Consider the following 24,945-nt stretch of genomic DNA (forward strand, 5'->3'; position numbering starts at 1 on the left):
AGACCGAAACGGGCGGTGTTAGCCCGCTTTCTTTTGCCTACTTTTCTTTGCGGCGGCAAAGAAAAGTAGGTGCTGCCCCGCACAGGGGCAACGCGTGAAGCACCGACACCAAATCGCGGACGCCAGCAAAACCAAAACCAACAGCGAAAGCGAAAGCAAAACCAAAACCAAAACCAAAAACCGCCGGAGGCACAGACTCCAATAGCCGCCTCCCGTTTTTTGTGTTTTACTTTTCAGCGCAAGCAAAAAAAAAAACAAAAAAAACCCAACCGTACCGGACCCATAGAAACAGGCAGTCGGTAGGAAGTGAATGCGGGCCCGAGCCGGTATCGCCCCATCCGGGGCTCAATACAAGGGCGTCCCCTAGGAGACAGTTCATGGCGATCAGCATCAGTCTGACGGTGAACGGTTCACCCGTTACCGCGAACGTCGAGCCGCACACCCTGCTTGTCCAGTTTCTCCGAGAACAATTGCGGCTGACAGGAACACACGTCGGCTGCGATACCGCGCAATGCGGCGCGTGCACCGTTCATCTGAATGGCCGCGCGATCAAGTCCTGCAACATGCTCGCCGTTCAGGCCGAAGGCCAGCAGGTCACCACCATCGAAGGTCTGTCGACGAACGGTGAACTGCACCCGATGCAGGCCGCGTTCCGCGAATGCCATGGCCTTCAATGCGGGTTCTGTACGCCCGGCATGGTGATGAGCGCCACCGCACTGGTCGACACGCAACCCAACCTCACGGAAGACGACGTGCGCCGTCAGCTCGACGGCAATCTGTGCCGCTGTACGGGCTACCACAACATCGTCAAGGCGGTGCTTCAGGGCGCTGACGGCATGAAAGCCGGCGCGCCGCAGAAAACCACCACGACCGTCTGAGGAGCCCGCCATGAACGCACCCGATTCACATCGCATGGTGGGCATGCCCGTCAAGCGCAAGGAAGACTATCGCTTCCTCACCGGCAACGGCCAGTACACCGACGATATCGTCCTGCCCGGTCAAACCTATGCCGTTTTTCTGCGCTCGCCGCACGCGCACGCACGCATCAAACGCATCGACACGACGGCTGCGAAGCAGTCGCCCGGCGTCGTCGCGATTTTCACCGGCGCGGATCTCGCGGCTGAAAACGTCGGCGGATTGCCGTGTGGCTGGCTGATCCACAGCGTCGACGGCAAGCCGATGCACGAGCCGCCGCACCCCGTGATTGCGCATACGAAAGTGCGTCATGTGGGCGACCAGGTCGCGCTGGTGATCGCCGATTCGGTGAACGCCGCCAAAGATGCCGCCGAACTGATCGAAGTCGATTACGACGAACTGCCCGCCGTCATCGACACCCCGCACGCCGCCGATGCCGGTCAGCCCGCCGTGCACGACGAAGTGCCCGACAACACCTGCTACACATGGGGCCACGGCGACAAGGCCGCGACAGATGCCGCATTTGCCAAGGCGCATCACGTGACGACGCTCGACATCGTCAACAACCGCCTGATCCCGAACGCGATCGAGCCGCGCGCCGTCAACGCCAGCTACGCGCCGCAGGACGACAGCTACACCGTGTACGTGGCGAATCAGAACCCGCACGTCGAACGGCTGTTGATGGCGGCGTTCGTGCTGTCGCTGCCGGAATCGAAAGTGCGCGTGGTCGCGCCGGATGTCGGCGGCGGCTTCGGCTCGAAGATCTTCCTGTACGCGGAGGATGTCGCGCTGACGTGGGCGTCGAAGAAAATCCGCCGTCCGGTGAAGTGGACGGCCGAGCGCTCCGAAGCCTTCATCTCCGATGCACATGGCCGCGATCACGTGACGACAGCCGAACTCGCGAAGGATGCCGACGGCAAGTTCCTCGCGATGCGCGTGCACACGATCGCCAACATGGGCGCGTATCTGTCGACATTCGCCTCAAGCGTGCCGACCATCCTCTACGCGACGCTGCTCGCCGGCCAGTACGCGACGCCCGCGATCTACGCCGAAGTGAAGGCGGTGTTCACGAACACCGTACCCGTCGATGCGTATCGCGGCGCGGGCCGCCCTGAAGCGACGTACGTCGTCGAACGCCTGGTTGAAACGGCTGCGCGCGACATGAAGATGGATCCTGCTGAAATCCGGCGCCTGAACTTTATCCGCACGTTCCCGTACGCAACGCCAGTCGGCCTCACCTACGACACGGGCGACTACGACACCTGCCTCGACCGCGCGATGGAACTCGCCGATGTCAAAGGCTTCGCGGCCCGCAGACAGGAATCGGAGAAGAACGGCAAGCGGCGCGGTCTGGGCTACTCGTGCTACATCGAAGCATGCGGTCTCGCGCCATCGAATATCGCGGGTGCGCTCGGCGCACGTGCGGGTCTGTTCGAAGCAGGCGAAGTGCGCGTGCATCCAACCGGCTCGGTGACCGTCTTCACCGGCTCGCACAGTCACGGCCAGGGTCACGAGACGACGTTCGCGCAAGTCGTGTCCGACCGTCTCGGCATACCGCTCGACAACATCGAGATCGTGCACGGCGACACGGGCCGCATTCCGTTCGGCATGGGCACGTATGGTTCGCGCTCGATTGCCGTCGGCGGCTCGGCGATCATGAAGGCGCTCGACAAGATCGAATCGAAGGCGAAGAAGATCGCCGCGCATCTGCTCGAAGCATCGGCCGACGACATCGAGTTCAAGGACGGCACCTTCCGCGTCGCGGGCACGGACCGCACGAAGACTTTCGCCGACGTGTCGCTGGCCGCGTATGTGCCGCACAACTATCCGCTCGACAAGCTCGAACCCGGTCTCGACGAAAGCGCGTTCTACGATCCGACCAACTTCACTTATCCGGCGGGCGCGTATCTCTGCGAAGTCGAAGTGGATGTCGATACGGGCGAAACGCGCATCGAACGCTTCACTGCCGTGGATGACTTCGGCAACGTGATCAATCCGATGATCGTCGAAGGACAGGTGCATGGCGGACTCGGTCAGGGCATCGGTCAGGCGATGCTGGAGCGCTGCGTGTACGACAACGAAAGCGGTCAGTTGCTATCCGGCTCGTACATGGACTACGCGATGCCGCACGCGTCCGACCTGCCGTCATTCACCGTCGAAACCGCGAAAGGCACACCGTGCACGCACAATCCGCTCGGCGTAAAGGGCTGCGGCGAAGCGGGCGCAATCGGCTCGCCGCCCGCCGTGATCAACGCGATCATCGATGCGCTCGCCCCGCTCGGCGTGACCGATCTGCAGATGCCCGCCACGCCGCATCGCGTGTGGTCCGCAATTCACGCTGCTCAATCAGCACGTCCGTAAGCGGAGGCCGACATGTACACATTCAACTATCAACGTGCAGCCGATCCGAAAGCCGCTGTCGCCGTGCTGACTGCCGACGGCGAAGCGAAGTTTCTGGCGGGCGGACAAAGTCTGTTGCCGACCATGCGCCTGCGTCTCGCGCAGCCGTCGCAACTGATCGACGTGACGCGTATTCCGCAGCTGAAAGAGATTCGCGTGGAGCCGAACAAGGTGACGGTCGGCGCGGCCGTCTGTCACGCCGATGTGGCGAACAACGCGGACGTGCAGCGCGTGCTGCCTGCGCTCGCCTTTCTCGCGGGACATATCGGCGACCGGCAGGTGCGCTCGCTCGGCACGATCGGCGGATCGATCGCGAACAATGATCCTGCGGCGGATTATCCGGCTGCCGTGCTCGGTCTCGACGGAACGGTCGTCACGGACCGGCGGCGCATCTCCGCGGCGGAGTTCTTCGTCGGCATGTACGAGACCGCGTTGCAACCGGATGAATTGATCGTCGCCGTCGAATTTCCCGTGCCCGAGAAAGCCGCGTACGAGAAGTTCAGGAATCCGGCATCGCACTTCGCGCTGACGGGCGTGTTCGTCGCGAAGACGGCTAGCGGCGTGCGCGTGGCGATCACGGGCGCGGCGCCCTCGGTGTTTCGCGCGACGGACATGGAGACTGCGCTTTCCGCGAACTTCACGGAAGCCGCCGCGCGCAGCGTGACGATTGCACCGGACGACCTCAACACCGACATGCACGCGAGCGCTGACTATCGCGCGCATCTGATTCCGGTGCTGACGGCGCGCGCGGTGCGGGCCGCGAACGGCTAGCGACCCGCTAGCGGCCAACGGACACGGCGAGCCACGAAGCGTTGAGCATCGCGAGGCCCGGCGCGTCCGGGCCGCTTCGTTTATCGGCTCGTTCGCGTCTGCGCCGTTCGTGAGCGATGCAAGCCGACGTGCAAGGGAGAACCATGCAGCCCGCTTCAATCGACGACACCCTCGCCCAGCTTACCGCGCAAGGCTACTTCGCGCGCCGCGAACTGGCGACCGCGCTTTATCTCGCGCTGCGCATGGAGCGGCCGCTGTTCGTCGAAGGCGAGCCGGGTGTCGGCAAGACGGAACTGGCGAAAGCGGCGGCAGGCATGCTCGGCACGTCGATGTTGCGGCTGCAATGCTATGAAGGACTCGATACCGCGAGCGCGCTGTACGAATGGGACTATCCGCGGCAGATCATGGCGCTGCGGCTCGCCGAAGTGTCCGGTGAAAAACCCGATAACAGCACGCTGTATCGCGATGAATTTCTGTTGAAGCGTCCGCTGCTGCAGGCGTTGCTGCCCGACGAACATCATCCCGGTGCGCGGCGCGTGTTGCTGATCGATGAAATCGATCGCGCCGATGAGCCATTCGAAGCCTTCCTGCTCGAACTGCTGTCGGACTTTCAGGTGTCGATTCCCGAATTCGGCACCGTGCGTGCCGAACATCCGCCGCTGGTGGTGATGACGTCGAACCGCACGCGCGAAGTGCATGATGCGTTGAAGCGTCGCTGTCTGTATCAGTGGATCGGGTATCCGGAGCGCGAGCGCGAACTCGCGATTGTCGCGGCGCGCGCGCCCGAAACTGGCGAAGCACTGCAAAAGCGCGCCGTCGATTTCGTGCATCGGCTGCGCGGCATGGATCTGTTCAAGGCGCCGGGCATCGCCGAGACGATCGACTGGTGCCGCGCGCTCGCCGCGTTGACCGTGACCGAACTCGATCCGCAATCGGTGCAGGACACGCTCGGCGTGCTGCTGAAGTATCAGGATGATCTCGCGCGCTTCGACGCCGAGCAGATCCGCCAATGTCTGGCGACGGCGGAGTAGCGTCGATGACGGCCACCTGCGATTCCGGCTCTGCGACCATCGCGCGCAACGTCGTGCATTTCGTGCGGCTGCTGCGCGGCGCAGGTTTGCCGATGTCGCCCGCGCAGGCCGTCGATGCGCTCGAAGCGCTGCGCTGGATCGATCTCGACCGGCGCGACGATGTACGCGCCGCGCTCGCTGCGCTGCTGTTGTGCGCGCCCGACGAACGCGAGCTCTTCAATGCCGCATTCGACCTCTTCTGGCGCGATCCTGATTGGGAAGGCAAGCTGCGCGCCCTGCTGCTGCCAAAGGTGACGGGCGGCATCCCGCCGCCGAAGCGCAACAACCGGCTCGCCGATGCGCTCGCGGCGCATCACGCGAAACAGAACAAACAGGCCGCACCATCCGCCGATAAAGACCGTCACGAGTTGCACGCGCACGTGACGTTCAGCGCGGAAGAACGTTTGCGTCATCGCGATTTCGACACGCTCACCGCCGACGAATGGCGCACGCTGCGTCATCTGATTCGCGCGCAGCGCCTGCCGCTCGCGATGGAACCGACGCGTCGGCTGAAAGCGGCATCGCATGGCACGCATGCGGATCTGCGCGCGAGCGCGCGGCATGCAGTGCGTGCGGGCGGCGATTGGACCGTGTGGAAGTATCGCGCCGTGGTAGCCCGCAAGCCGCCACTCGTGCTGCTGCTCGATATTTCTGGCTCGATGAGCAGCTATTCGCGCGCGGTGCTGTACTTTTGCCACGCGCTGCTCCAATCGCGTGAGCGTCTGCAAGTGTTTCTGTTCGGCACGCGGCTCACCAACGCGACGCGCGCACTCAAGGAACGCGACCCGGATGTCGCGATTGCGGCGCTTGCGGATCAGGTGCTCGACTGGTCGGGCGGCACGCGCATCGGCGCGGCGCTCGCCGAATTCAACCGGCGCTGGGCACGTAGAGTGCTGACAGGCAGAGCAACCGTGCTGCTCGTCACCGATGGTCTCGATCACGAAGCCATCGATGTGCTCGAAACCGAAATGGGCCGCCTGCGCCGCTTCGCGCATCGCATCGTGTGGCTCAATCCGCTGTTGCGTTATCGCGAGTTCTCGCCGAAAGCGCGCGGCGTGCAGGCGATGCTGCCGTTCGTCGATGCACACAAGCCCGTTCACAATCTCGACAGCCTGGCCGCGTTTGGTCGCGATCTCGCGCAACTGACGCGCGTGTCCCGCGATGCCGCGCGTGCCGCACTATCTGGAGGAGCAACGTCATGGAACTGACGGAAACCTACACGCTGCCCGTGCCGCAGCAAAAGGCGTGGGAAGCGCTAAACGACACGGAGATATTGCGTGCGTCGATTCCCGGCTGCGACAGCATCGAGCCGGATGGCGAGAATGCTTACGCCGTTGCGTTGAGCGCATCGGTCGGGCCGGTGAAGGCGCGTTTCAAGGGCCGCATGGAACTCACCGATATCGACGCGCCTCACACGTATACGATCGTGTTCGAAGGCCAGGGCGGCGCGGCGGGATTCGGCAAAGGGCAAACCCATGTGCAACTCGAGCCCGATGGCGACGAAGCGACAAAGCTCACCTATACGGCCACGGCACAGGTCGGCGGCAAGCTCGCGCAGATCGGCTCACGGCTCGTCGACGGCGCGGCGCGCAAGCTCGCAGGCGAGTTTTTCAGGCGATTCGGCGAGCAGTTGACGGGCGGCGGTGACGCGGCGCAGGCAGAAACAATAATTTCCGGCGACACTGCGAGTCCTGCCGATGACGGCGAAAGCGCCACCGACGGCAGTGGCGAAGAAACGAAGAGGAAGAAATCATGGACAGCGTGGATCTCGAAGTCCTGAAGTCCAGCGCACGCTGGCTCGAACAGGGACATCGCGCGCTACTCGTGACAGTGGTGAAGACGTGGGGTTCGTCGCCGCGTCCCGAAGGCGCGATGCTGGTCGTGCGCGACGATGGCTCGGTGGTGGGTTCGGTGTCGGGTGGTTGTATCGAAGACGACCTGATCGATCGCGTGCGTCAGCGCGGTATCGAGCAGACGAAGCCCGAGGCCGTCAAATACGGCATTACGGCGGAAGAGGCGCATCGCTTCGGGCTGCCGTGCGGCGGCACGATCCAGCTCGTGATGGAGCCGCTGACCCACGCGAGCGGCATCGCGGAACTGTGCGAGGCGGTGGAAGACGGACATCTCGTTGCGCGCACACTCGATATGGAAACGGGCGCCGCGCGCCTCGGTCCTGCGCAGGCGACGGACGGCGTCGATTTCAACGGCAAGCGTCTGCTGACCATTCATGGGCCGCGTTACCGGATGCTGGTGATCGGCGCGGGGCAGTTGTCGCGCTATCTGTGCAATATCGCGGTGGGTCTCGACTATCAGGTGACCGTGTGCGATCCGCGTGATGAATACACCGACGAGTGGGATGTGCCGGGCACCAAAGTCGTTCGCACGATGCCTGACGATACCGTGCTCGAGATGAAGCTCGATGAGCGTTGCGCGGTGATCGCGCTGACGCATGATCCGAAGCTCGATGATCTAGCACTGATGGAGGCGTTGAAGACGCCGGCGTTTTATGTCGGCGCGTTAGGGTCGCGGCGCAATAACGCGGCGCGGCGCGAACGGCTCAAGGAGTTCGATCTCACCGATACGGAACTTGCGCGGCTGCATGGGCCGGTTGGGATTTATATCGGCAGCAGGACGCCGCCGGAGATTGCGGTGTCGATTCTGGCCGAGGTCACGGCGGCGAAGAATGGCGTGTCGCTGCCGACGCTGTTGCAGGTCGAAGGTGCCAAGGCCGCAAGGGAAGTGGCGGCGAGTGGTGGGACGGCTTGTAGTATTCCCGATTAAATTTTCTTCGGCCGTGGACCATACCGGTTCGCGGTCGATGTCTTCAACCCGTTGTTAGCCATTCGGCTGACTGTCGCCGGGTTTCTTTGATCCCTAGCATCGAATTTTTCTGGACTGCGCACGCGGCTTCGTTGTCGCGTCGTAGCTCGTCCATGGTCACCGATATTCCCTTGACGGAATATTCCTTGGAGGCTATATTTTCGATGACTTGGGAAGTTGAGTACACCGATGCATTTCAGGCCTGGTGGGAAGGTTTGCCGGGACCAGAACGAGAGTCCGTCGATACGATCATTTGTATGCTCGCCGAGCGTGGTCCGACTTTGCGTTACCCGTATTCGAGCCAGATCGTGCAGTCGCGCTTTGGCAATTTGCGTGAGTTGAGGATTCAACACTGCGGACGGCCGTATCGAGTACTTTACGCGTTCAATCCACGCCGAGTGGCAGTTCTACTGCTGGGAGGCGACAAGACGGGTCATGACCGCTGGTACGAACAGAACGTCCCGAGAGCGGAGGTTCTGTATCAACTACACCTCATGCGGCTAATTTAAGGAGAAGCTGTCGATGGCCAGAAAATATGCAGAATTGCGGGCACAAATGTCGCCGGAATCGAGGGCACGCTCGGAAGCGTTAGCGAAGAAACTGTTAGCCGAAATGCCCCTGCACGGCCTGCGTCAGGCTCGCGGACTTTCGCAGGACGCGCTGGCAAAACGCCTCAACGTCAAGCAACCCAGCATCGCCAAACTCGAGCAACGCACCGACATGTATATCTCTACGCTACGCGATCACATTCGCGCGCTCGGCGGCGAGCTGGAAGTGATCGCGCGTTTTCCGGAAGGTGAGGTGAAGATCACCAATTTTTCGCAGATCGAAGCGCCCGAGCGCGAAGAAGCACAAGACGACTGACGGCGCCACGGTTCACGACGTGAGCGCCGCTCTATTCACGCTCACACCAACCCACACACCCCCGCCGCCACAATCGACCCGCCAATCAGCACGACGCCCACGGTCCGCCGGTTATTGAGTTCCGTCCACAGCAGCACACCCGTCAGCGACAGCAAAATCAGGCTGCCCGCAATCGTATCGATCAGCAGCACCCAGCCGACGCTCAATCCCGTTCCCTTGTGCAGGTTGTTCAACGTGCTCATGAACGAGTTCTGCGTGCGTTTGACGGAAACGAAGCCGTTGCCGACCCAATACTCCGCCTGCACGTTCTGCCCCGGCGACGCGATCGCGATCTGCCAGAACTCCGGCTGCATGGCGCTCTGATCGCCCCACGCAACGGGATGCGCCGGCTCGCGGCGCGCCCTGCCCGGTTTGCCGTCGACATGCAGTTCATTTTTCAGCCAGTGCGCCATCTCGCCCGGCGACTTGACGCCTTTCTGCGGCAACGCAATCTGCAACTGCTCGACCTGCGGTTCGCCCGACGACACCTTCAGCGGCCCCGCACGGTGATTCAGCAGAAACCCGGTCACGCCGAACAGCATGCCGCGCACGGCGCCCCACAGCCCGACCCAGCCGTGCACCTTGCGCAGCCACTTGATAAATGTCGCGCGCCGCGAACGTTGACGGCGCGCGGCCAGTTCGCCGGCATCCAGTTGCTGGACGGAGGCGGACTTTGCGCCAGCGCGGACGGCAGGCTTCAGTTCGATCGTGTCGGGCGCGTTCATCGTGTTCCTGGCAAAGCGGGTCGTGCGTCGCCGACTGGCGGCAACCTGTGGATGGAAACTGGAAAAGTCGTTCCGGAGGGGAAAGACGGATGCCTGATGCGCGCTGGCGTCAAACAGCGGCCTGGCGTTCTGGGCTAAAGCAGAATGGTCACCGAAGAGCTGGCTGGCTCTTCGTCATGAGGAGAAAGATGACGATTAGCTGGCGACGCCCTTCAGATGAGAATAACTATCATTACACAGAACGAGATTTCTTTCAATCCCGACAGTTAAAGCGCCCTATGCAACGAATCATCGGGTTTTGTGCGGCCGGCCCGCTTGACACAAACGTCGCCTGACTTTGAACTGTGGGATGCGAGCGAACCAGACATAACCAGACCAATACCTACGGACGCCTCATCCCCATGCGCCTGCTCACGATCTTCCGTATCGCGATGACCGCCTGCGCCTTGTGCGCCGGCACAGCGCACGCCATTGGCGAGGCGCCAGACAGCACGGACCACCCGACGCCAACGACGGCATCAGTAAGCGCCCCCGTCGAGCCCTACACGAACGAACGCGAAACCCAGACTTTCACGGTGAACGCAGACGGCTCCTACACGAAGCTCGACGACATGACGCTGCGCGTGAACAACGAAGCGGGTGTCGCGCGCGTGGCGCAGTACTACATCTGGTTCAACCGCAACATGGCGAGCGTCGAGATTCTGGAGGCGTACACCACGTCCGCCGATGGCACGCGCCACGACGTGCGTCCCGAGCAGATCCGCGACGTGCAGGAAGCGCGTTCGTTCGACGCGCCTATGTTTCAGGACATCCTCGAAAAGGTGATCGTGTTCCCCGCCGTCGAACCGGGCGCGCGCGTGCATCTGAAGTACCTGAAAACGCAAAGCCAGCCGATCGTGCCGGGTCATTTCAGCGACTTCACGCCACCCGATCTCGCGCCGACCCACAATATCCGGCTCATCTCCGACTTGCCCGCCGAAAAGCCGCTTTACGCCGACGCACGCGGCTTCGTCGCGCTGCCGCCGACGACGCAGAACGGCCGCACGCGCTATGAATATCGCTATGACAAGGCGCACTTTGCGCGGCTCGAATACGGGTCGGTTGCGTACGTGAGCTACGGTGACCGGCTAATGGTGTCGACCTTTCCCGACTACGCCGCATTCGCCGCGAAGTATCGCGAGTCAGCCGCCGATCCGAGCGCCAGCGATGCCGCGCTAGTCAAGCTGGCGCAATCGCTCACCGCCCGCGATCCGACGCCGCGCGCGAAAGCCAAAACGCTTTATGACTGGGTGCGCAAGAACATCCGCTATGTCGCCGTCAACATCGGACGCGGCGCGGTCGTGCCGCATCGCGCGACCGACATCCTCGCGCTGCGCTACGGCGACTGCAAGGACCACGTCGCGCTCTACGGTGCGCTGCTCGATGCCGTCGGCATTCGCAACGAACCCGCGTTGATCAGCAGCGGCACGATCTACACGCTGCCCGCTGTGCCGGGCTACGGCGTGCTCAACCACGTCATCACCTGGCTGCCCGACCTTCAGCTTTACGCCGATTCGACCGCGCCGAACGTCGAGTTCGGCTATCTGCCATCCACCGACATGGATCGCCCCGTCGTGCTGGTGAATCAGGGCGTGGTGTCGCGCACGCCCTCGACGGCCACGATGTCGCGCACCACCGATCTGTCGATCGATGTCGCAGCCGACGGCTCGGCGAGCTTCGTCTACCGGCTGGAGGCGGTGGGCTGGGCGGCGGAACAAGGTCGCGCACTGCTGCGCATGCAAACGCCCGCGCAACGCGAAGAGTCCTTGCAGGGCGAGCTGCGCTTCGTGAATCTGTCCGGCGCGGCGACGCTCTCGACCAGCAATCTCAACGTGTCGGACGGTCCGCTGTCGCTCACGATGAAGGGCAAGCTCGAAGATTTCGTCGTGCCGGGCACGGCTGCATCGATTCCGGCGTTGACGAGTTTCGTCGGCGGATTTCAGTCGGACGCGCGCTACTGGCTCGGCGAACGGCAGCGCACGCAGCCTTTCGTGTGCCGCAACGTCGAACTGCACGAGCGCACGCGCATTACGCTGCCTGCCAACTTCCGCGTGCTGGATATGCCGGAAGCCATGGCCGCACAAGATCGCTTCATCGACTATCGCTCGACGTACGCCTACGATGCGGGCGCCAATGTCATCACCGTGACTCGCGACGGCGCCACGCGCTTCGGCAGCGAAGTCTGTTCGCCTGAAGAGTTCACGCAGATGCGCGCGGGCATCGAAACGATCAGCCGCGACGTGCGCGCCCAGGTGATCGTGCGCTCGACACTCGCCGACACCGCGCAAAGCGCATCGTCGACGCCCGCGATACCCTCGCGCGTGATGGCGGGATCGTCAGCCCGCGCGCAACCCGCGGACTGACGGCGCAACGCAGGCGATGCGCCGCGCGCTGGGGATCACACGGGCCAGAGCGGCCCTTCCTGCATGGCGCCAATCTGCTCGCGCAATTCGAGAATCCGGTCTTCCCAATAGCGCTGCGTGTTGAACCACGGAAACGCGACGGGAAAAGCAGGATCGTCCCAGCGACGCGCGAGCCACGCCGAATAATGGATCAACCGCAAGGTCCGCAACGCTTCGATCAGATGCAGTTCGCGTTGATCGAACTCGCAGAAATCCTCGTAGCCCGCGAGCAGATCGGTGAGCGCACGCGATGCTTCCTGGCGCTCGCCCGGCAGCAACAACCAGAGATCCTGAATGGCCGGGCCCATGCGGCTATCGTCGAAATCGACGAAATGCGGGCCGGCGTCGGTCCACAGCACGTTGCTCGGATGACAGTCGCCGTGCATGCATAGCTGGCGCACATCGCCGGCGCGCTCGAAGGCCTGCTCGACGCCTTCCAGCGCCATCTTGACGGCGGCATCCCATGCGGTACGCACATCGGCGGGCACGAAACCTTGCCCGATCAGATAGTCGCGCGGCTCGTAGCCGAAGGTCTGAATATTGAGCGTCGGACGCGCCGCGTAATCCGCCGTCTGCCCGACAGCATGAATGCGCCCGATAAACCGCCCGAGCCATTCGAGCGTGTCCTTGCGATCCAGATCGGGCGCGCGGCCGCCGCGCCGCTCGAAAATGGAAAAGCGAAAGCCGTCGAACGTGTGCAGCGTCTGGCCGTTGAAGGTGCGTGCCGGCACGGCGGGAATTTCGCGCGCGAACAGTTCCGCAACAAACGCGTGCTCTTCGAGAATCGCTTCGTCTGTCCAGCGCTCGGGCCGGTAGAACTTCGCGACGACAGGCGGCCCGTCTTCGACGCCAACCTGATACACGCGGTTCTCATAGCTGTTCAGCGGCAGCATGCGCCCGTCAGTACGCACGCCGACGGAATCGAGCACGCTATCGAGCGCGTCGAGCACCACTTCCGGTGTGAGGCGGGCGAATGGAACGGCGTGGCCGTCCGGCGAGGTGGGAATGTCGGGAGTGTCTTCGTTCATGCCCGCATTGTGCGCCGTGCCGCGCGCAAAAACGAGCACAAGTGTCACCCGCGATGCGCTGCCCTGTCAGTAGCGGCGCGCCGCGTCATTCACAACAGCAGGAACGAAACCGCGATCAATGTACCTGTGCGCCAGCGGGACGGACGATGTCGCCCGTATCGATCAGATCCTCGAGGAAAAAGGGTTCCGTGTTCAGGATCTTCGATGTGCCCGGCTCGCCGGCGTACCACGCCACCATCGCCATGTCGCCCAGAATACGCATCACGATTCCGCGTGCGCCTTGTGGCACGGCGATATGCACGGAACGAACAATAGAACCGACTTGCATGATGTTTCCCCGTTCTCCCAATGCCGGCTTGTTTGGGACTGCGCCGGTCAAAGTGCTGATAAAAGCGCCGCAACGTGCAAATGGTTGCATGCGCACCTGAATCCAAACCTTGGGCCAACGTCGACTCGCCGCACCTGCGCTGCAACGAAGTCTGTCAGCCCCATTGTTGCCCCTTTGGGCTTTTTGGCAAAGCAAAAAGTAAGTCTGTGTGAGGCGTCTGACCAGTCATTTCGACTTACGAAACCCTGACTGTAACCGGGCGTAACAGGGTCATCATAAACCGGGTCGCACCTGAGTCTCAAAAATGTCGATGTAAGCTACGATACGCGCTATATTCCTGTCGCGCAGCCCGGCCGGGCTGTCATCGCGCACAATCGCTGCCGCCAGAAGCAGCTGCCACCGCCCTCACCGGACCGCACTGTTCATGTGGATCGTTCGTCTCGCGCTGCGGCGCCCTTATACGTTCGTCGTACTCGCGCTGCTGCTGCTCATCATCGGTCCGCTGACGATCCTGCGCACGCCTACGGATATCTTTCCGAACATCGACATTCCCGTGCTGTCCGTCATCTGGACGTACACCGGCATGCCCGCCGACGAGATGGAAAAGCGCATCGTGCTGAATTACGAGCGCGGGCTGTCGGTGGCGGTGAACGATATCGAGCACGTCGAATCGACTTCGCTGAACGGCATTGCCGTCGTGAAGATCTTCTTTCAGCCACACGCGAACATCAACGAAGCGCTCGCACAGGTCACGGCACTGTCGCAATCGCAGTTGCGCTCGCTGCCGCCCGGCATCACGCCGCCGAACATCCTGCGCTACAACGCATCGACCGTGCCGATTCTGCGGCTGTCGCTGTCTTCGTCGTCGCTTACCGAGCAGGAACTGTACGACTACGGTAACAACTTCCTGAAGACGCAGCTCGCCACCGTGCCGGGCGCCTCGGCGCCGTTGCCTTATGGCGGCAAGCAGCGCCAGATCATGGTCGATATCGATTCGCGCAAGCTGCAGGAGCGCAATCTGTCGCCGATGGATGTGGTGAATTCGATCACCGCGCAAAACCTCATCGTGCCGACAGGCACGGCAAAAATCGGCTCGACCGAATATTCGGTGCAGCTGAATTCGAGTCCCGACTCGCTCGCAGGCCTGAACAATATCCCCATCAAATCGGGGCCAAACGGCACGATTTATATTCGCGATGTCGCGCACGTGCGCGACGGTTTCCAGCCGCAAACCAACATCGTGCGCGTGGATGGCCAGCGCGCATCGCTGCTGACCATCAACAAGAGCGGCAACACGTCGACGCTCGAAATCGTCGATCGCATCAAGACGATGATGCCGACGCTGCGCAATCTGGTGCCCGAGTCGCTGAATATCGATCCCGTCGCCGATCAGTCGCTGTTCGTGCGCGCTTCCGTGCAGGGCGTGCTGCGCGAAGCGCTGATTGCCGCCTGCCTGACGGGCCTGATGATTCTGCTGTTCCTCGGCAACTGGCGCGCGACGCTGATCATCGCCGTGTCGATTCCGCTGTCGATGATTACCTCGATCATCGCGCTCTCCGCGCTCGGCGAGACGATCAACATCATGACGCTAGGCGGGCTCGCGCTCGCGGTCGGCATTCTCGTCGACGATGCGACAGTCGCGATCGAAAACATCAGTCATCAGCTGGAACAGGGCAAGAATCTCGAACAGGCGATTCTCGACGGCGCACATCAGATCGCGATTCCGACGCTCGTTTCCACGCTGTCGATCTGTATCGTGTTCGTGCCGATGTTCCTGCTGACGGGCGTCGCGCACTATCTGTTCATTCCGCTCGCGGAAGCCGTCGTATTCGCGATGCTCGCGTCGTACTTCTTCTCGCGGACGCTGGTGCCGACGCTCGCGAAGTATCTGCTGCGCCATCACCATCGCGCCGCAGACCATCATCACGTGCAGCCGACGCGCAATCCGTTCATGCGCATGCATCTCGCGTTCGAGCGTGGTTTCGAGAACGTGCGCGGGCGGTATCGCGGTTTTCTGGTGGCGCGCGTTGCGCGGCCCGGCATCTTCGTGACGGGCTTTCTCGCGTGCTGTCTGCTGTCGTTGCTGCTGATGCCGTTTCTCGGCCGAGACTTCTTTCCGTCCGTCGATGCCGGCACGATCGCACTGCATCTGCGCGCGAAAACGGGCATGCGCGTCGAGGAAACCGCCGTCGTGACCGATCGCGTCGATTCGCGCATCCGCGAGCTGATTCCGCGCAACGAGCTACATTCGATCATCGATAACATCGGCTTGCCGGTGTCGGGCATCAACCTGTCGTACAGCGCGACGGGCACGATCGGCACCTCGGATGCCGACATCCTGATCAGCCTGAATCCGGATCACCGTCCGACGGAAGAATACGTGCGCAAGCTGCGCCGCACGCTCACCGATGAATTCCCCGGCGTGCAGTTCGCGTTCCTGCCTGCCGACATCGTCAGCCAGACGCTGAACTTCGGCATGCCGTCGCCAATCGACGTGCAGATCGTCGGGCGCGACGTGCAGGGCAATCGCGCGTTCGCTGCGATGCTGCTCGACAAGTTGCGAGCGATCCCCGGTTTCGCCGATGCACGCATCCAGCAGCCGTCCGATCTGCCACGCATCTTCGTCGATGTGGATCGCACGCGCGCGCAACAGGCGGGCTTCACGCAGCGCGACGTCGCGAGCAATCTGCTGATCACGCTCTCCGGCAGCCAGCAGACCACGCCGACCTTCTGGCTCAATCCGCGCAACGGCGTCAGTTACAACGTGATCACGGAAGCGCCGCAATACACGATCGATTCGCTGCAATCGCTCGCGAACATTCCGCTGAACGCGAACGGCCACACCAACATTCTCGGCTCGCTATCGACGATGCGCCGTGAAGCAGGCAACGCCGTGCTCACGCACTACAACGCGCAAACCACGATCGATATCTACGGCACCGCTGACGGCCGCGATCTCGGCGCCGTTTCCGACGATATTCAAAAGATCATCGCCGAGACCAAAGCCCAACTGCCGAAGGGTTCGTCGATCGAACTGCGCGGCCAGGTGCAGACGATGAACGATTCGTTCTCCGGCCTGTTCGCCGGCCTCGTGTTCGCGATCGTGCTGGTGTATCTGCTGATTGTGGTGAACTTCCAGTCGTGGCTCGATCCGTTCATCATCATTACGGCGCTGCCCGGCGCGCTGGCGGGTATCGTGTGGATGCTGTTCCTCACGCACACCACGCTGTCGATTCCGGCGCTGACGGGTGCCATCATGTGTATCGGCATCGCGACAGCGAACTCGATCCTCGTGGTCAGCTTCGCACGCGAACAGTTGCTCGAACACGGCGACGCGACGCGCGCGGCGATCGAAGCAGGCTTCACGCGTTTCCGTCCCGTGCTGATGACGGCGCTGGCGATGGTGATCGGCATGGTGCCGATGGCGATCGGCCTGGGCGAAGGCGGCGAGCAGAATGCGCCGCTCGGGCGCGCGGTGATCGGCGGCCTGACGATCGGCACGGTCGCGACGCTGGTGTTCGTGCCCGTGGTGTTTTCGATGATCTATCGACGGCTGTCGGAGCGGCGCGCCCGCGCCGCCGTGCATGTCGTCCAGAAACCGCAATGATGCGGCCGACGTTCATAACAACGATGCGCAAGCACAGTATCTGGAGTGCAGATGGAAGGGAATCGTCCTGATGAGTCCGCGCCGCACGGGGAAGGCCCGCGCAGCTCATCGAAACGTTCGCGCTGGATTCTGATCGCCGCGGCGGTCGTCGTGCTCGCGCTCGCCGCGCAGGGCATCTGGTCGCGTCACGATGCGCACGCCGCGCTGGAGCGCGAAGCGGAGCATGCCGCGCAGCTCTCGGTTGAAGTGGTCAAGCCGCAGAAATCGGCGGGATCGCTCGATCTCGTGCTGCCCGGCAACGTGCAGGCGTTCCTCGACACGCCGATCTACGCACGCACCAACGGCTATCTGAAGAAGTGGTACGCGGATATCGGCGCGCACGTGAAAGCGGGCCAGTTGCTCGCCGAGATCGACACGCCCGAAGTCGACGATCAGCTGAAAGCCGCACGCGCCGATTTCGACAACGCGCAGGCCAACTACGCGCTGGCAAAAAGCACTGCCGACCGCTGGTCGGAAATGCTCCGCAGCAATTCCGTGTCGAAGCAGGAAACCGACGAAAAGGTCGGCGACATGCTCGCGAAGAAAGGCACGCTCGACGCCGCGCGCTTCAACGTCGCGCGGCTCGAAAAGATGCAGTCGTTCCAGAAAGTCTATGCGCCATTCGACGGCATCGTGACCGCGCGCAACGTCGATGTCGGCGCGCTGATCGACGCAGGCAGTTCGGGCGGCCCGGCGAAGGAACTGTTCCATGTCGCGCAGGCCGACCGGCTGCGTGTCTACGTGAACGTGCCGCAGGCTTATGCGCAGGAAGTGAAGGCGCAGCAGACTGCGTTTCTGACGCTCACTGAATCACCGGCGAAGCACTATCCCGGCACTGTCGCGCGCACGTCGGGCGCCGTCGATCCGCAGCAGCGCACGATGCTCGTTGAAGTCGATGTCGATAACCGCAATGGCGATCTGCTGCCGGGCGCGTATGCGCAGGTTCACTTCGCGCTGAAGTCGCAGGTTGCTGCGCCGTTCACGTTGCCGGGCAACGCGTTCCTGTTCCGGCCCGATGGCGTGAAAGTCGCCACCGTCGATGCGCAACAGCGCGTGAAGCTGGTCAAGGTCTCGCTCGGCACGGATTACGGTACGCGCGTCGCGATAGCATCCGGTTTGACCGGCGATGAACAGGTGATCCTGAATCCGCAGGATTCGATCGTCGATGGCGCGGCCGTGCGGATCGTGCATCCGAAAGCGAGCGGCGCTGCGGGTGCTTCAGGCGCAAGCGGTGCCGCTGCGCCGAAAGGCGAACAGACGGCGAAGGCACCAGAGTGAGCACGCCACGCATACGCCTTCGTTCGATCGTTCTCGCGCTAGCGGGCGCGAGTGTCCTTGCTGCATGCACGGTCGGCCCCGACTACAAGCGCCCCGAGGCGGTGACGGCTGCGACGTACAAGGAACTCGAAGGCACCGGCTGGAAAACGGCCGAACCCGCCGACGCGCATATCCGCAGCTCATGGTGGGAGGTCTACGACGACCTAGCGCTGAACGCGCTCGAACAGCAGGTCGCCAGCGCGAACCAGAACGTGCAGGCCGCGCAGGCGCGTTTTCGCGCGGCGCGTGCGCAGGTCGCGCAGTTCCGCTCGCAGTTCTTCCCGGTTGTCACGGCGAACGGCGGCTACTCGCGCGCGCGTTCGTCGGAAAACGTGAAGTTCAAATCGACGGCGGGCAAGACGCTCGACGACTGGATCGTCGGCGCCGATGCAAGCTGGGAACCCGACTTGTGGGGCCGCGTGTCGCGCAGCGTCGAAGGTGCGCGCGCCAGCGCCCAGGCAAGTGCCGCCGACGCCCAGAGCGCACTGCTGTCGATGCAGGCCGAACTCGCGACGGATTATTTCGAACTGCGCGGCATCGATCGCGAGCAGCAGTTGCTCAACGACACGATCGCCGCCTACAAGGAAGCTGTCGAACTTACGCAGAACCGCTACAAAGGCGGCATCGCCACCGATGCCGATGTCGCCCAGGCGCAAACGCAATTGCGCACGACGCAGGCGCAATCGATCGATCTCGGCGTGCAGCGCGCGCAACTCGAACATGCGATTGCGATCCTGATCGGGCAAACGCCGTCGACGTTTTCGCTGCCTGTCGCGCCGCTGGTTGCCATGCCCGTGATTGCGCCTGTCGGCGTGCCGTCGACGCTGCTCGAACGGCGTCCCGACATCGCCTCCGCCGAGCGGCGCATGGTGAATCTGAATGCGCAGATCGGCGTGGCGACGGCGGCGTATTACCCGAACCTGATTCTCTCGATGACGGGCGGGCTGGAAGCGACCAACTTCAGTCAATGGCTGCTCGCGCCCGCGCGCTTCTGGTCGCTTGGGCCATCGCTGGCAGGCACGCTGCTCGATTTCGGTGGACGTGCCGCGGCGAAAGCCGAGGCGCAAGCGAACTACGACGAAGGCGTCGCGCAGTATCGGCAGACGGTTCTGACGGCGTTCGGCCAGGTCGAGGACAACATCGCCGCGCTGCGCGTGCTCGAACAGGAAGCGCAGGCACAGGACGACGCTGTATCGGCGGCACAGCGCTCGCTCGCGATCGTGTCGAACCGTTACAAGAACGGCGCGATCACGTATCTCGACGTGGTGGTTGCGCAAACGACGGCGCTCACCAACGAACGCGAAGCCGTGTCGATCGCACGTCGCCGGATGGCTGCGAGCGTTGCGCTGGTGAAGGCGTTGGGCGGCGGCTGGGACACCACCGCGCTGCCCACCGATGAACAGCTCACGCATCCCGACGCAACCGGCCCGGCCGCCAGCGCACCCGCTGCGACGCGCAGCTGACGCGTGATGAATCTGCCGCTGCTCCAAGCGATGCCACGCATCCAGCTGCCGGATTCGAAGACGTGATACGCACAATCGGCGTATCGTTGACCCTTCGCGCGCCTTTGGCAGGCGTGCTTTTCGTCACCAGTCATCGTTTCCGGGAGTGGTGTTGTGACCGCATCGTCGGACCCGAGTCGGCCCGCTGATTCTTCTTTTGCTTCGTCCTCCTCTTCCTCGCCTTCCGTCCCGCCGTATCTCGAACGCGGCACGCGTGCTTACTGGCGCGCCAGTCTCGCGCTGCTGTTCGCCGGTTATGCGACGTTCTCGCTGCTCTACTGCGTGCAGCCGCTATTGCCCGCGTTCTCCGCTTCATTCGACGTCAGCCCGGCGCAAAGCAGCCTGTCGCTTTCGCTGACGACGGCCGCGCTGGCGCTCGCTGTGTTCGTCGCGGGCTTCGTGTCGGAAGGATGGAGCCGCCACCGGCTGATGACGGCATCGCTCACAGCGTCTTCGCTGCTGACGCTGGCCGTCGCATTCACTCCGCAATGGCACGCGCTGCTGTTGCTGCGCGCGCTCGAAGGACTCGCGCTCGGTGGCGTGCCTGCCGTCGCGATGGCGTATCTGGCCGAGGAAGTGCATCCCGATGGCCTCGGTCTGGCGATGGGCCTCTATGTGGGTGGCACGGCGATCGGCGGCATGGCGGGGCGCGTGATCACGGGCGTGGTCGCGGATCTGTTTTCGTGGCGTGTGGCGATCGGCACGATCGGCGTGCTCGGCATTCTGTCGATGCTCGCGTTCCGTTCGCTGCTGCCGCCGTCGCGGCATTTCGTGCCGCGTCGCGGGTTGGGCTTTTCGCATCATCGCTCGGCACTGCTGAAGCATCTGCGCAGACCCGGCCTGCCGCTGCTGTTCCTGATGGGCTTCGTGCTGATGGGCAGCTTCGTCACGCTGTACAACTACATCGGCTACCGGCTGCTAGCACCGCCGTTCGGACTGAGCCAGACGGCCATCGGCGGGATCTTCGTCGTGTATCTGACGGGTGTGGTCGCGTCGCCGTGGTCGGGCCGGATGGCCGATACGTTCGGGCGCGGACGCGTGCTGATCGGCAGCATCGTCATCATGCTGTGCGGTTTGCTGTTGACGACGACGCAGTCGCTTGCGCTGATTGCATGCGGGATTGCGTGCGTCACGTTCGGTTTCTTCGCTGGACATGCTGTCGCGAGCGGCTGGGTCGGCAGGATGGCGAAAGAAGCGAAAGGTCAGGCGGCCGCGCTGTATCTGCTGGCGTATTACCTCGGGTCGAGCATCGTCGGCTCGTATGGCGGGCGCGTATGGGCGGCTTATGCGTGGACGGGCGTCGCGACGCTCGTCGGTGGATTGCTGCTGATCGGCATACTGGCGTCGGCGCGGCTGCACGCACGGGAGCGGGCTGACAAGGCGTAAAGGTTACGCGGTGCTGCGTGCAAGGAAGCTGCGCCCGCGCTCGGTTCAACCTGCACGGCGCATATTCGGAAAGGTGAGCGTAAGCGGACATCGACGCGGGATGGGATTTTGCATGCTGCCGTCTGTTGGCCGGAAAGCCTTGTCCCGCCTTGCGTTGCGCCCGAAGGGACAGAGCCGTGCGTGCGCTGCGGCCCACATAATGAAGCGATAACGTCTCCTATACTGGTATCAGGCGCGCCGCATGCAGTCGCGTCCGACGAGTACACAAAGGAGACAGGCATGCACTACTTCACGATCGGTGATTTCATTCTCGTCATTCCTATGGCGTTGGCTGGGGCGCTGTTTCTGGGCGCGCTGCCATGTAAAACCGAGTTCAGGCATAACACTTTGCGCGTGCTTGGGGCACTGCTAGGGGTTATGTTTGCGGTTGCGCTGGTGGAGGGGCTGCCTGCGTTGGTGTAGCTTGTTTTGTTTTTGTTTTTGTTTTTGTTTTTGCGGTGGCATCCGCGGTTTGGTGTTGGTGCCTCACGCGTCGCCCCTGTGCGGGGCAGCACCTACTTTTCTTTGCCGCCGCAAAGAAAAGTAGGCAAAAGAAAGCGGGCTAACACCGCCAGTCCTTGTTATTGCCTGCGGGCCCCCAACGGCCCCGTCCTGTCAGCGGCATCGATCTTCTCGATGCCCGCTGCCAACGCTCTTCAAGGGCGCATCACCCACTTCAAACTCCCGCGTCTCAGCGCGCCTTACCAGTTTGGTCCAGGCCGCCCAGGTGGCAAACTGTGTGTTGGCTTTCGCGCCTTATACGCATCACTCCGGACTGGAAAGCAAAGGCGGTGTGTCTTGTAGGATCGCCGACGCATCAGGCGCGACAACCTACACACCGTTTGCCACCTGGGCTGCATATGCGAGTCGCTGCCGCTTGATGCACTACGGGTGATTGGAGCGGGTGAGGCGCTGATGAAGAGCGCTGGCAACGGGCAACGAGAAGATCGATGCCGCGAACAGGACGGGGCCGCTGGGGGCCCGCAGGCAAACGTCAAGCGGTTCGGTGTGAGCGGCTTTCTTTTGCCTACTTTTCTTTGCCGCTGCAAAGAAAAGTAGGTGCCGCCCCGCACAGGGGCAACGCACGAAGAACCTCTAAAAAATCGCGGATGCCAGCGCAGAGCAAAAGCACTCAAAACAACTTGAGCACCCCTGCTCACCCCTTCAGATATGCTGATCCGTCGACGGCTTCTTCCAGAGATTCACCTCACCCTCAGTCGCGTAGCGGTCGATCTCCGCCAGTTCTTCCGCTGTGAACGACAGATTCTTCAGCGCCGCGACATTCTCGCGAACCTGCTCGGCCTTACTTGCGCCAATCAACGCCGACGTCACACGCGGATCCCGCAGCGTCCACGCGAGCGCCATCTGCGCGAGGCTCTGACCGCGCCGCTGCGCGATGTCGTTGAGCTTGCGCACGCGCTCGATGTTCTGCTCGCTCAGATGTTCCTGCTTCAGCGAGCCGCCGCCTTCCTTGTTGACACGCGCATCCTGCGGCACGCCATTCAGATACTTGCCCGTCAGCAAACCCTGCGCCAGCGGCGTGAACGCAATCGCGCCCGAACCGGTTTCTTCCAGCGCGCCGAGCAGTTCCTTCTCGATCCAGCGATTCAGCATGTTGTACGCCGGCTGATGGATCAGCAGCGGCACCTTGTACTCGGCGAGCAGCTTCGCCATCTCGCGCGTCTTCTGCGCGGAATACGACGAAATGCCGATATACAGCGCCTTGCCCTGCTGCACTGCGCTGGCGAGTGCGCCTGCCGTTTCTTCGAGCGGCGTGTCGACGTCGAAACGGTGCGAATAGAAGATATCGACGTAATCCAGCCCCATGCGCTGCAGACTCTGATCCAGACTCGCGAGAATGTACTTGCGCGAGCCGCCGCCCTGACCATACGGGCCGGGCCACATGTCCCAACCGGCCTTCGACGAAATCAGCAGCTCATCGCGATACGGCTTGAAGTCGTCCTTGAAGATGCGGCCAAAGTTGGTTTCCGCGCTGCCGTACGGCGGCCCGTAATTGTTCGCGAGGTCGAAGTGCGTGATGCCGAGATCGAACGATGTACGCAGGATCTCGCGCTGCGTCGAGATCGGCGTGGTGTCGCCGAAGTTGTGCCACAGGCCGAGCGACAGCGCCGGCAGTTTGAGACCCGACTTGCCGCAAACGCGGTACTGCATGTCCGAATAGCGTGCTGAAGCTGCTTCGTAAGCCATTGCTGGAGTCCTCGAGAACTTGAGTGGAATCGGCGATGCAGTAAGCGCATCGCGTGAATAGAGCGAGTTTGTTGTAGTAAAGGTAGCGTTGTAGCGAGCGCTGCGCTGATACCGGTATCACGCCGGCATGCAATCACGCGGCAGCAGCGGCCCAACACGCTATGTTAGCCAATCGGCGCGTGGCCTGCATACGCCCACATTGCGGGAAGCGGACATGGACTCGGCGCCGCGCATCCCCTAGACTTTCGGCCACCGTAATCCTGTGTTGAGGAATGTTCATGACCAAAGCGATCTCGCTCGCATTGATCGTCGGCGGCGTGGTGCTGCTGTACTTCGGCGGCCAGTCGTTTCATTCGTTCAGTAACGACATGTCGCGCGTGTTCACCGGCGCGCCGACCAACAAGACCATCTTTCTGATTGCGGGCGGCATCGTCGCGACGCTCGCCGGACTGATCGGGCTCGCGTCGTCGAAACGCTGAGCCGATCGGAACTCAGAACGCCACTTCGGGTTTGGACGCGGAGCGCGAACCCGGCAGCGGCACGTTGCTCGCGCCGTGATAGGTGAAGACCAGCGAGAACTTCACCTGATCGGACAGATTCTTGCCCGCCGAGTGCAGCGTGTTGCAATGGAAGAAAACCACATCGCCCGCTTTCAATCCGGGCGATACGGCCTTCTTGATCAACGCCTCGTTCTCGGGCAGATCGGAGCGGAAAAACTTCGCTTCGTCGAAGCGGTCCGATGTGAATGCCGCAGCGTGCGAACCGGGCACGAACCACAGCGCGCCGTTGTCGATGGTTTCGTCGCCGAGCGCGAGCCAGACCGACACCAGATCGTCCCGCTCGAACGACCAGTAACGCACATCGCGATGCCAGCCCGTCAGGCTGCCGTACGCGGGATGCTTGGTCATCATGCAGTTGTGATGCGCGCGCGACAGGCGCGGCTCTTCACCGAAATACAGCTCCATCCAGCCGCGGATTTCGGGCGCCGTCGACCATTCGGCGAAGCGCGGATGACGCGCGTACGCATCCAGCAAACGCCGCACCGTATGGCCGCCCGGCGCGTGCTTCGAATCCGGCGCGCCTGGATAGCGCAGATCCGCTTCGAATTCGATCGGCTCGGCGGCTTCCTGCAGCTGCTGGCGCGCGATCTGTTTCATCTCGGCGCAGCGCTCGGGCGTAATAAGCCCCGGCACGATGACATAACCCTGCTCCCGCAGCACCTGGATCTGCTCTTTCTTCGAGTGGACTGACATGGACGTTCCGTTCAGCTAGCGTTCGTTCGACAACTGCCTGCCATTGTAAAGCGGGCACGATCGAACCGCCGCAAGTCGCGCGCTTCCTCAACGTTCCCTCGACGTTTCCCGCGCTTTCGAGGTGCAGGTGCAGTGCGCCGACCTGCACGCCGGCTGGGCAGCCATGCACGTTCGTCGAGCGCAAAGGGCGCGA

Annotated in this window: 21 protein-coding genes; 16 read left to right on the top strand and 5 right to left on the bottom strand. The window is 62.8% G+C overall.

The genetic code is table 11. From position 1 onward, the window contains the following. The first annotated feature begins 377 nt into the window (after positions 1 to 377). From DK391_RS16225 to DK391_RS16265, 9 genes are all read left to right on the top strand, one after another. The gene (locus DK391_RS16225; RefSeq protein ID WP_109478994.1) at positions 378 to 878 is read left to right on the top strand and encodes a (2Fe-2S)-binding protein; all 501 of its coding nucleotides are present in this window, start codon (positions 378 to 380) and stop codon (positions 876 to 878) included. A gap of 10 nt (positions 879 to 888) precedes the next feature. Then, entirely contained in the window at positions 889 to 3,276 is a 2,388-nt protein-coding gene (locus DK391_RS16230; protein WP_109478995.1) for a xanthine dehydrogenase family protein molybdopterin-binding subunit, read from the top strand. A gap of 12 nt (positions 3,277 to 3,288) precedes the next feature. Then, positions 3,289 to 4,086 carry a xanthine dehydrogenase family protein subunit M gene (locus DK391_RS16235; protein WP_109478996.1) on the top strand — a complete coding sequence of 266 codons (798 nt, stop codon included), beginning with the start codon at positions 3,289 to 3,291 and terminating at the stop codon, positions 4,084 to 4,086. 143 nt (positions 4,087 to 4,229) lie between these two features. After that, positions 4,230 to 5,117 carry a MoxR family ATPase gene (locus tag DK391_RS16240; RefSeq protein ID WP_109478997.1) on the top strand — a complete coding sequence of 296 codons (888 nt, stop codon included), beginning with the start codon at positions 4,230 to 4,232 and terminating at the stop codon, positions 5,115 to 5,117. 5 nt (positions 5,118 to 5,122) lie between these two features. Further along, a complete protein-coding gene (locus DK391_RS16245) occupies positions 5,123 to 6,364 on the top strand; it encodes a VWA domain-containing protein (RefSeq protein ID WP_109478998.1) in 1,242 nt (413 codons plus the stop codon). Beyond that, complete coding sequence (locus tag DK391_RS16250; protein WP_109478999.1) at positions 6,355 to 6,936, top strand: carbon monoxide dehydrogenase subunit G; 582 nt, start codon at positions 6,355 to 6,357, stop codon at positions 6,934 to 6,936. Before DK391_RS16245 ends, DK391_RS16250 begins: the two co-directional genes overlap by 10 nt. After that, on the top strand, positions 6,909 to 7,937 hold the full coding sequence (locus DK391_RS16255) for an XdhC family protein (RefSeq protein ID WP_109479001.1): 1,029 nt from the start codon (positions 6,909 to 6,911) through the stop codon (positions 7,935 to 7,937). The genes DK391_RS16250 and DK391_RS16255 overlap by 28 nt, the downstream gene beginning before the upstream one ends. A 203-nt stretch (positions 7,938 to 8,140) precedes the next feature. Next, entirely contained in the window at positions 8,141 to 8,485 is a 345-nt protein-coding gene (locus DK391_RS16260; RefSeq protein WP_109479078.1) for a type II toxin-antitoxin system RelE/ParE family toxin, read from the top strand. Positions 8,486 to 8,498: 13 nt separating this feature from the next. Beyond that, on the top strand, positions 8,499 to 8,840 hold the full coding sequence (locus DK391_RS16265; protein WP_109479002.1) for an XRE family transcriptional regulator: 342 nt from the start codon (positions 8,499 to 8,501) through the stop codon (positions 8,838 to 8,840). A 41-nt stretch (positions 8,841 to 8,881) separates the two neighbouring features. Here DK391_RS16265 and DK391_RS16270 read toward each other — a convergent pair whose 3' ends face one another. Next, positions 8,882 to 9,604 (bottom strand): PepSY-associated TM helix domain-containing protein, encoded by a 723-nt coding sequence (locus DK391_RS16270; RefSeq protein ID WP_109479003.1) that lies wholly within the window; start codon positions 9,602 to 9,604, stop codon positions 8,882 to 8,884. A 401-nt stretch (positions 9,605 to 10,005) separates the two neighbouring features. Here DK391_RS16270 and DK391_RS16275 point away from each other — a divergent pair, with 401 nt between their 5' ends. Continuing rightward, positions 10,006 to 12,006, top strand: a complete 2,001-nt coding sequence (locus DK391_RS16275; protein ID WP_109479004.1) for a DUF3857 and transglutaminase domain-containing protein — start codon at positions 10,006 to 10,008, stop codon at positions 12,004 to 12,006. Positions 12,007 to 12,041: 35 nt separating this feature from the next. Here DK391_RS16275 and DK391_RS16280 read toward each other — a convergent pair whose 3' ends face one another. Continuing rightward, complete coding sequence (locus DK391_RS16280; protein ID WP_109479079.1) at positions 12,042 to 13,073, bottom strand: serine/threonine protein kinase; 1,032 nt, start codon at positions 13,071 to 13,073, stop codon at positions 12,042 to 12,044. Positions 13,074 to 13,188: 115 nt separating this feature from the next. Next, positions 13,189 to 13,401 (bottom strand): hypothetical protein, encoded by a 213-nt coding sequence (locus DK391_RS16285; RefSeq protein WP_109479005.1) that lies wholly within the window; start codon positions 13,399 to 13,401, stop codon positions 13,189 to 13,191. A 424-nt stretch (positions 13,402 to 13,825) separates the two neighbouring features. Between DK391_RS16285 and DK391_RS16290 the strand changes: the two genes are divergently transcribed. The 5 genes from DK391_RS16290 (at position 13,826) to DK391_RS16310 (ending at position 21,714) form a co-directional block, all read left to right on the top strand. Further along, the gene (locus DK391_RS16290) at positions 13,826 to 17,008 is read left to right on the top strand and encodes an efflux RND transporter permease subunit (protein WP_109479006.1); all 3,183 of its coding nucleotides are present in this window, start codon (positions 13,826 to 13,828) and stop codon (positions 17,006 to 17,008) included. 51 nt (positions 17,009 to 17,059) lie between these two features. Beyond that, entirely contained in the window at positions 17,060 to 18,325 is a 1,266-nt protein-coding gene (locus DK391_RS16295) for an efflux RND transporter periplasmic adaptor subunit (RefSeq protein WP_109479007.1), read from the top strand. Then, entirely contained in the window at positions 18,322 to 19,827 is a 1,506-nt protein-coding gene (locus DK391_RS16300) for an efflux transporter outer membrane subunit (protein WP_109479008.1), read from the top strand. Before DK391_RS16295 ends, DK391_RS16300 begins: the two co-directional genes overlap by 4 nt. Positions 19,828 to 19,980: 153 nt before the next feature. Next, the gene (locus tag DK391_RS16305; RefSeq protein WP_109479009.1) at positions 19,981 to 21,252 is read left to right on the top strand and encodes an MFS transporter; all 1,272 of its coding nucleotides are present in this window, start codon (positions 19,981 to 19,983) and stop codon (positions 21,250 to 21,252) included. Positions 21,253 to 21,531: 279 nt separating this feature from the next. Beyond that, positions 21,532 to 21,714, top strand: coding sequence for a hypothetical protein (locus tag DK391_RS16310; RefSeq protein WP_109479010.1), 183 nt, complete (start codon positions 21,532 to 21,534; stop codon positions 21,712 to 21,714). Between the two features lie 741 nt (positions 21,715 to 22,455). Here the strand turns inward: DK391_RS16310 and mgrA are convergent. After that, positions 22,456 to 23,499, bottom strand: a complete 1,044-nt coding sequence (mgrA, locus tag DK391_RS16315; RefSeq protein WP_109479011.1) for an L-glyceraldehyde 3-phosphate reductase — start codon at positions 23,497 to 23,499, stop codon at positions 22,456 to 22,458. Positions 23,500 to 23,777: 278 nt separating this feature from the next. Here mgrA and DK391_RS16320 point away from each other — a divergent pair, with 278 nt between their 5' ends. Next, the gene (locus DK391_RS16320; protein WP_109479012.1) at positions 23,778 to 23,978 is read left to right on the top strand and encodes a DUF3185 family protein; all 201 of its coding nucleotides are present in this window, start codon (positions 23,778 to 23,780) and stop codon (positions 23,976 to 23,978) included. 12 nt (positions 23,979 to 23,990) lie between these two features. On the opposite strand, the gene DK391_RS16325 is transcribed toward DK391_RS16320, so the two are convergent. Further along, positions 23,991 to 24,752 (bottom strand): phytanoyl-CoA dioxygenase family protein, encoded by a 762-nt coding sequence (locus DK391_RS16325; RefSeq protein WP_109479013.1) that lies wholly within the window; start codon positions 24,750 to 24,752, stop codon positions 23,991 to 23,993. Positions 24,753 to 24,945 lie beyond the last annotated feature (193 nt).

This window comes from Paraburkholderia sp. C35 (assembly GCF_003121405.1).
Taxonomy (GTDB): domain Bacteria; phylum Pseudomonadota; class Gammaproteobacteria; order Burkholderiales; family Burkholderiaceae; genus Paraburkholderia.

Bases quoted from the DNA above. Each gene is read 5' to 3' on its own strand.
- DK391_RS16235 (WP_109478996.1), top strand. From the start codon at position 3,289: ATGTACACATTCAACTATCAACGTGCAGCCGATCCGAAAGCCGCTGTC.
- DK391_RS16250 (WP_109478999.1), top strand. From the start codon at position 6,355: ATGGAACTGACGGAAACCTACACGCTGCCCGTGCCGCAGCAAAAGGCG.
- DK391_RS16240 (WP_109478997.1), top strand. From the start codon at position 4,230: ATGCAGCCCGCTTCAATCGACGACACCCTCGCCCAGCTTACCGCGCAA.
- DK391_RS16225 (WP_109478994.1), top strand. From the start codon at position 378: ATGGCGATCAGCATCAGTCTGACGGTGAACGGTTCACCCGTTACCGCG.
- DK391_RS16310 (WP_109479010.1), top strand. From the start codon at position 21,532: ATGCACTACTTCACGATCGGTGATTTCATTCTCGTCATTCCTATGGCG.
- DK391_RS16260 (WP_109479078.1), top strand. From the start codon at position 8,141: ATGACTTGGGAAGTTGAGTACACCGATGCATTTCAGGCCTGGTGGGAA.
- DK391_RS16320 (WP_109479012.1), top strand. From the start codon at position 23,778: ATGACCAAAGCGATCTCGCTCGCATTGATCGTCGGCGGCGTGGTGCTG.
- DK391_RS16290 (WP_109479006.1), top strand. From the start codon at position 13,826: ATGTGGATCGTTCGTCTCGCGCTGCGGCGCCCTTATACGTTCGTCGTA.
- DK391_RS16325 (WP_109479013.1), bottom strand. From the start codon at position 24,752: ATGTCAGTCCACTCGAAGAAAGAGCAGATCCAGGTGCTGCGGGAGCAG.
- DK391_RS16255 (WP_109479001.1), top strand. From the start codon at position 6,909: ATGGACAGCGTGGATCTCGAAGTCCTGAAGTCCAGCGCACGCTGGCTC.
- DK391_RS16245 (WP_109478998.1), top strand. From the start codon at position 5,123: ATGACGGCCACCTGCGATTCCGGCTCTGCGACCATCGCGCGCAACGTC.
- DK391_RS16265 (WP_109479002.1), top strand. From the start codon at position 8,499: ATGGCCAGAAAATATGCAGAATTGCGGGCACAAATGTCGCCGGAATCG.
- DK391_RS16285 (WP_109479005.1), bottom strand. From the start codon at position 13,401: ATGCAAGTCGGTTCTATTGTTCGTTCCGTGCATATCGCCGTGCCACAA.
- DK391_RS16270 (WP_109479003.1), bottom strand. From the start codon at position 9,604: ATGAACGCGCCCGACACGATCGAACTGAAGCCTGCCGTCCGCGCTGGC.
- mgrA (WP_109479011.1), bottom strand. From the start codon at position 23,499: ATGGCTTACGAAGCAGCTTCAGCACGCTATTCGGACATGCAGTACCGC.
- DK391_RS16230 (WP_109478995.1), top strand. From the start codon at position 889: ATGAACGCACCCGATTCACATCGCATGGTGGGCATGCCCGTCAAGCGC.
- DK391_RS16280 (WP_109479079.1), bottom strand. From the start codon at position 13,073: ATGAACGAAGACACTCCCGACATTCCCACCTCGCCGGACGGCCACGCC.
- DK391_RS16295 (WP_109479007.1), top strand. From the start codon at position 17,060: ATGGAAGGGAATCGTCCTGATGAGTCCGCGCCGCACGGGGAAGGCCCG.
- DK391_RS16275 (WP_109479004.1), top strand. From the start codon at position 10,006: ATGCGCCTGCTCACGATCTTCCGTATCGCGATGACCGCCTGCGCCTTG.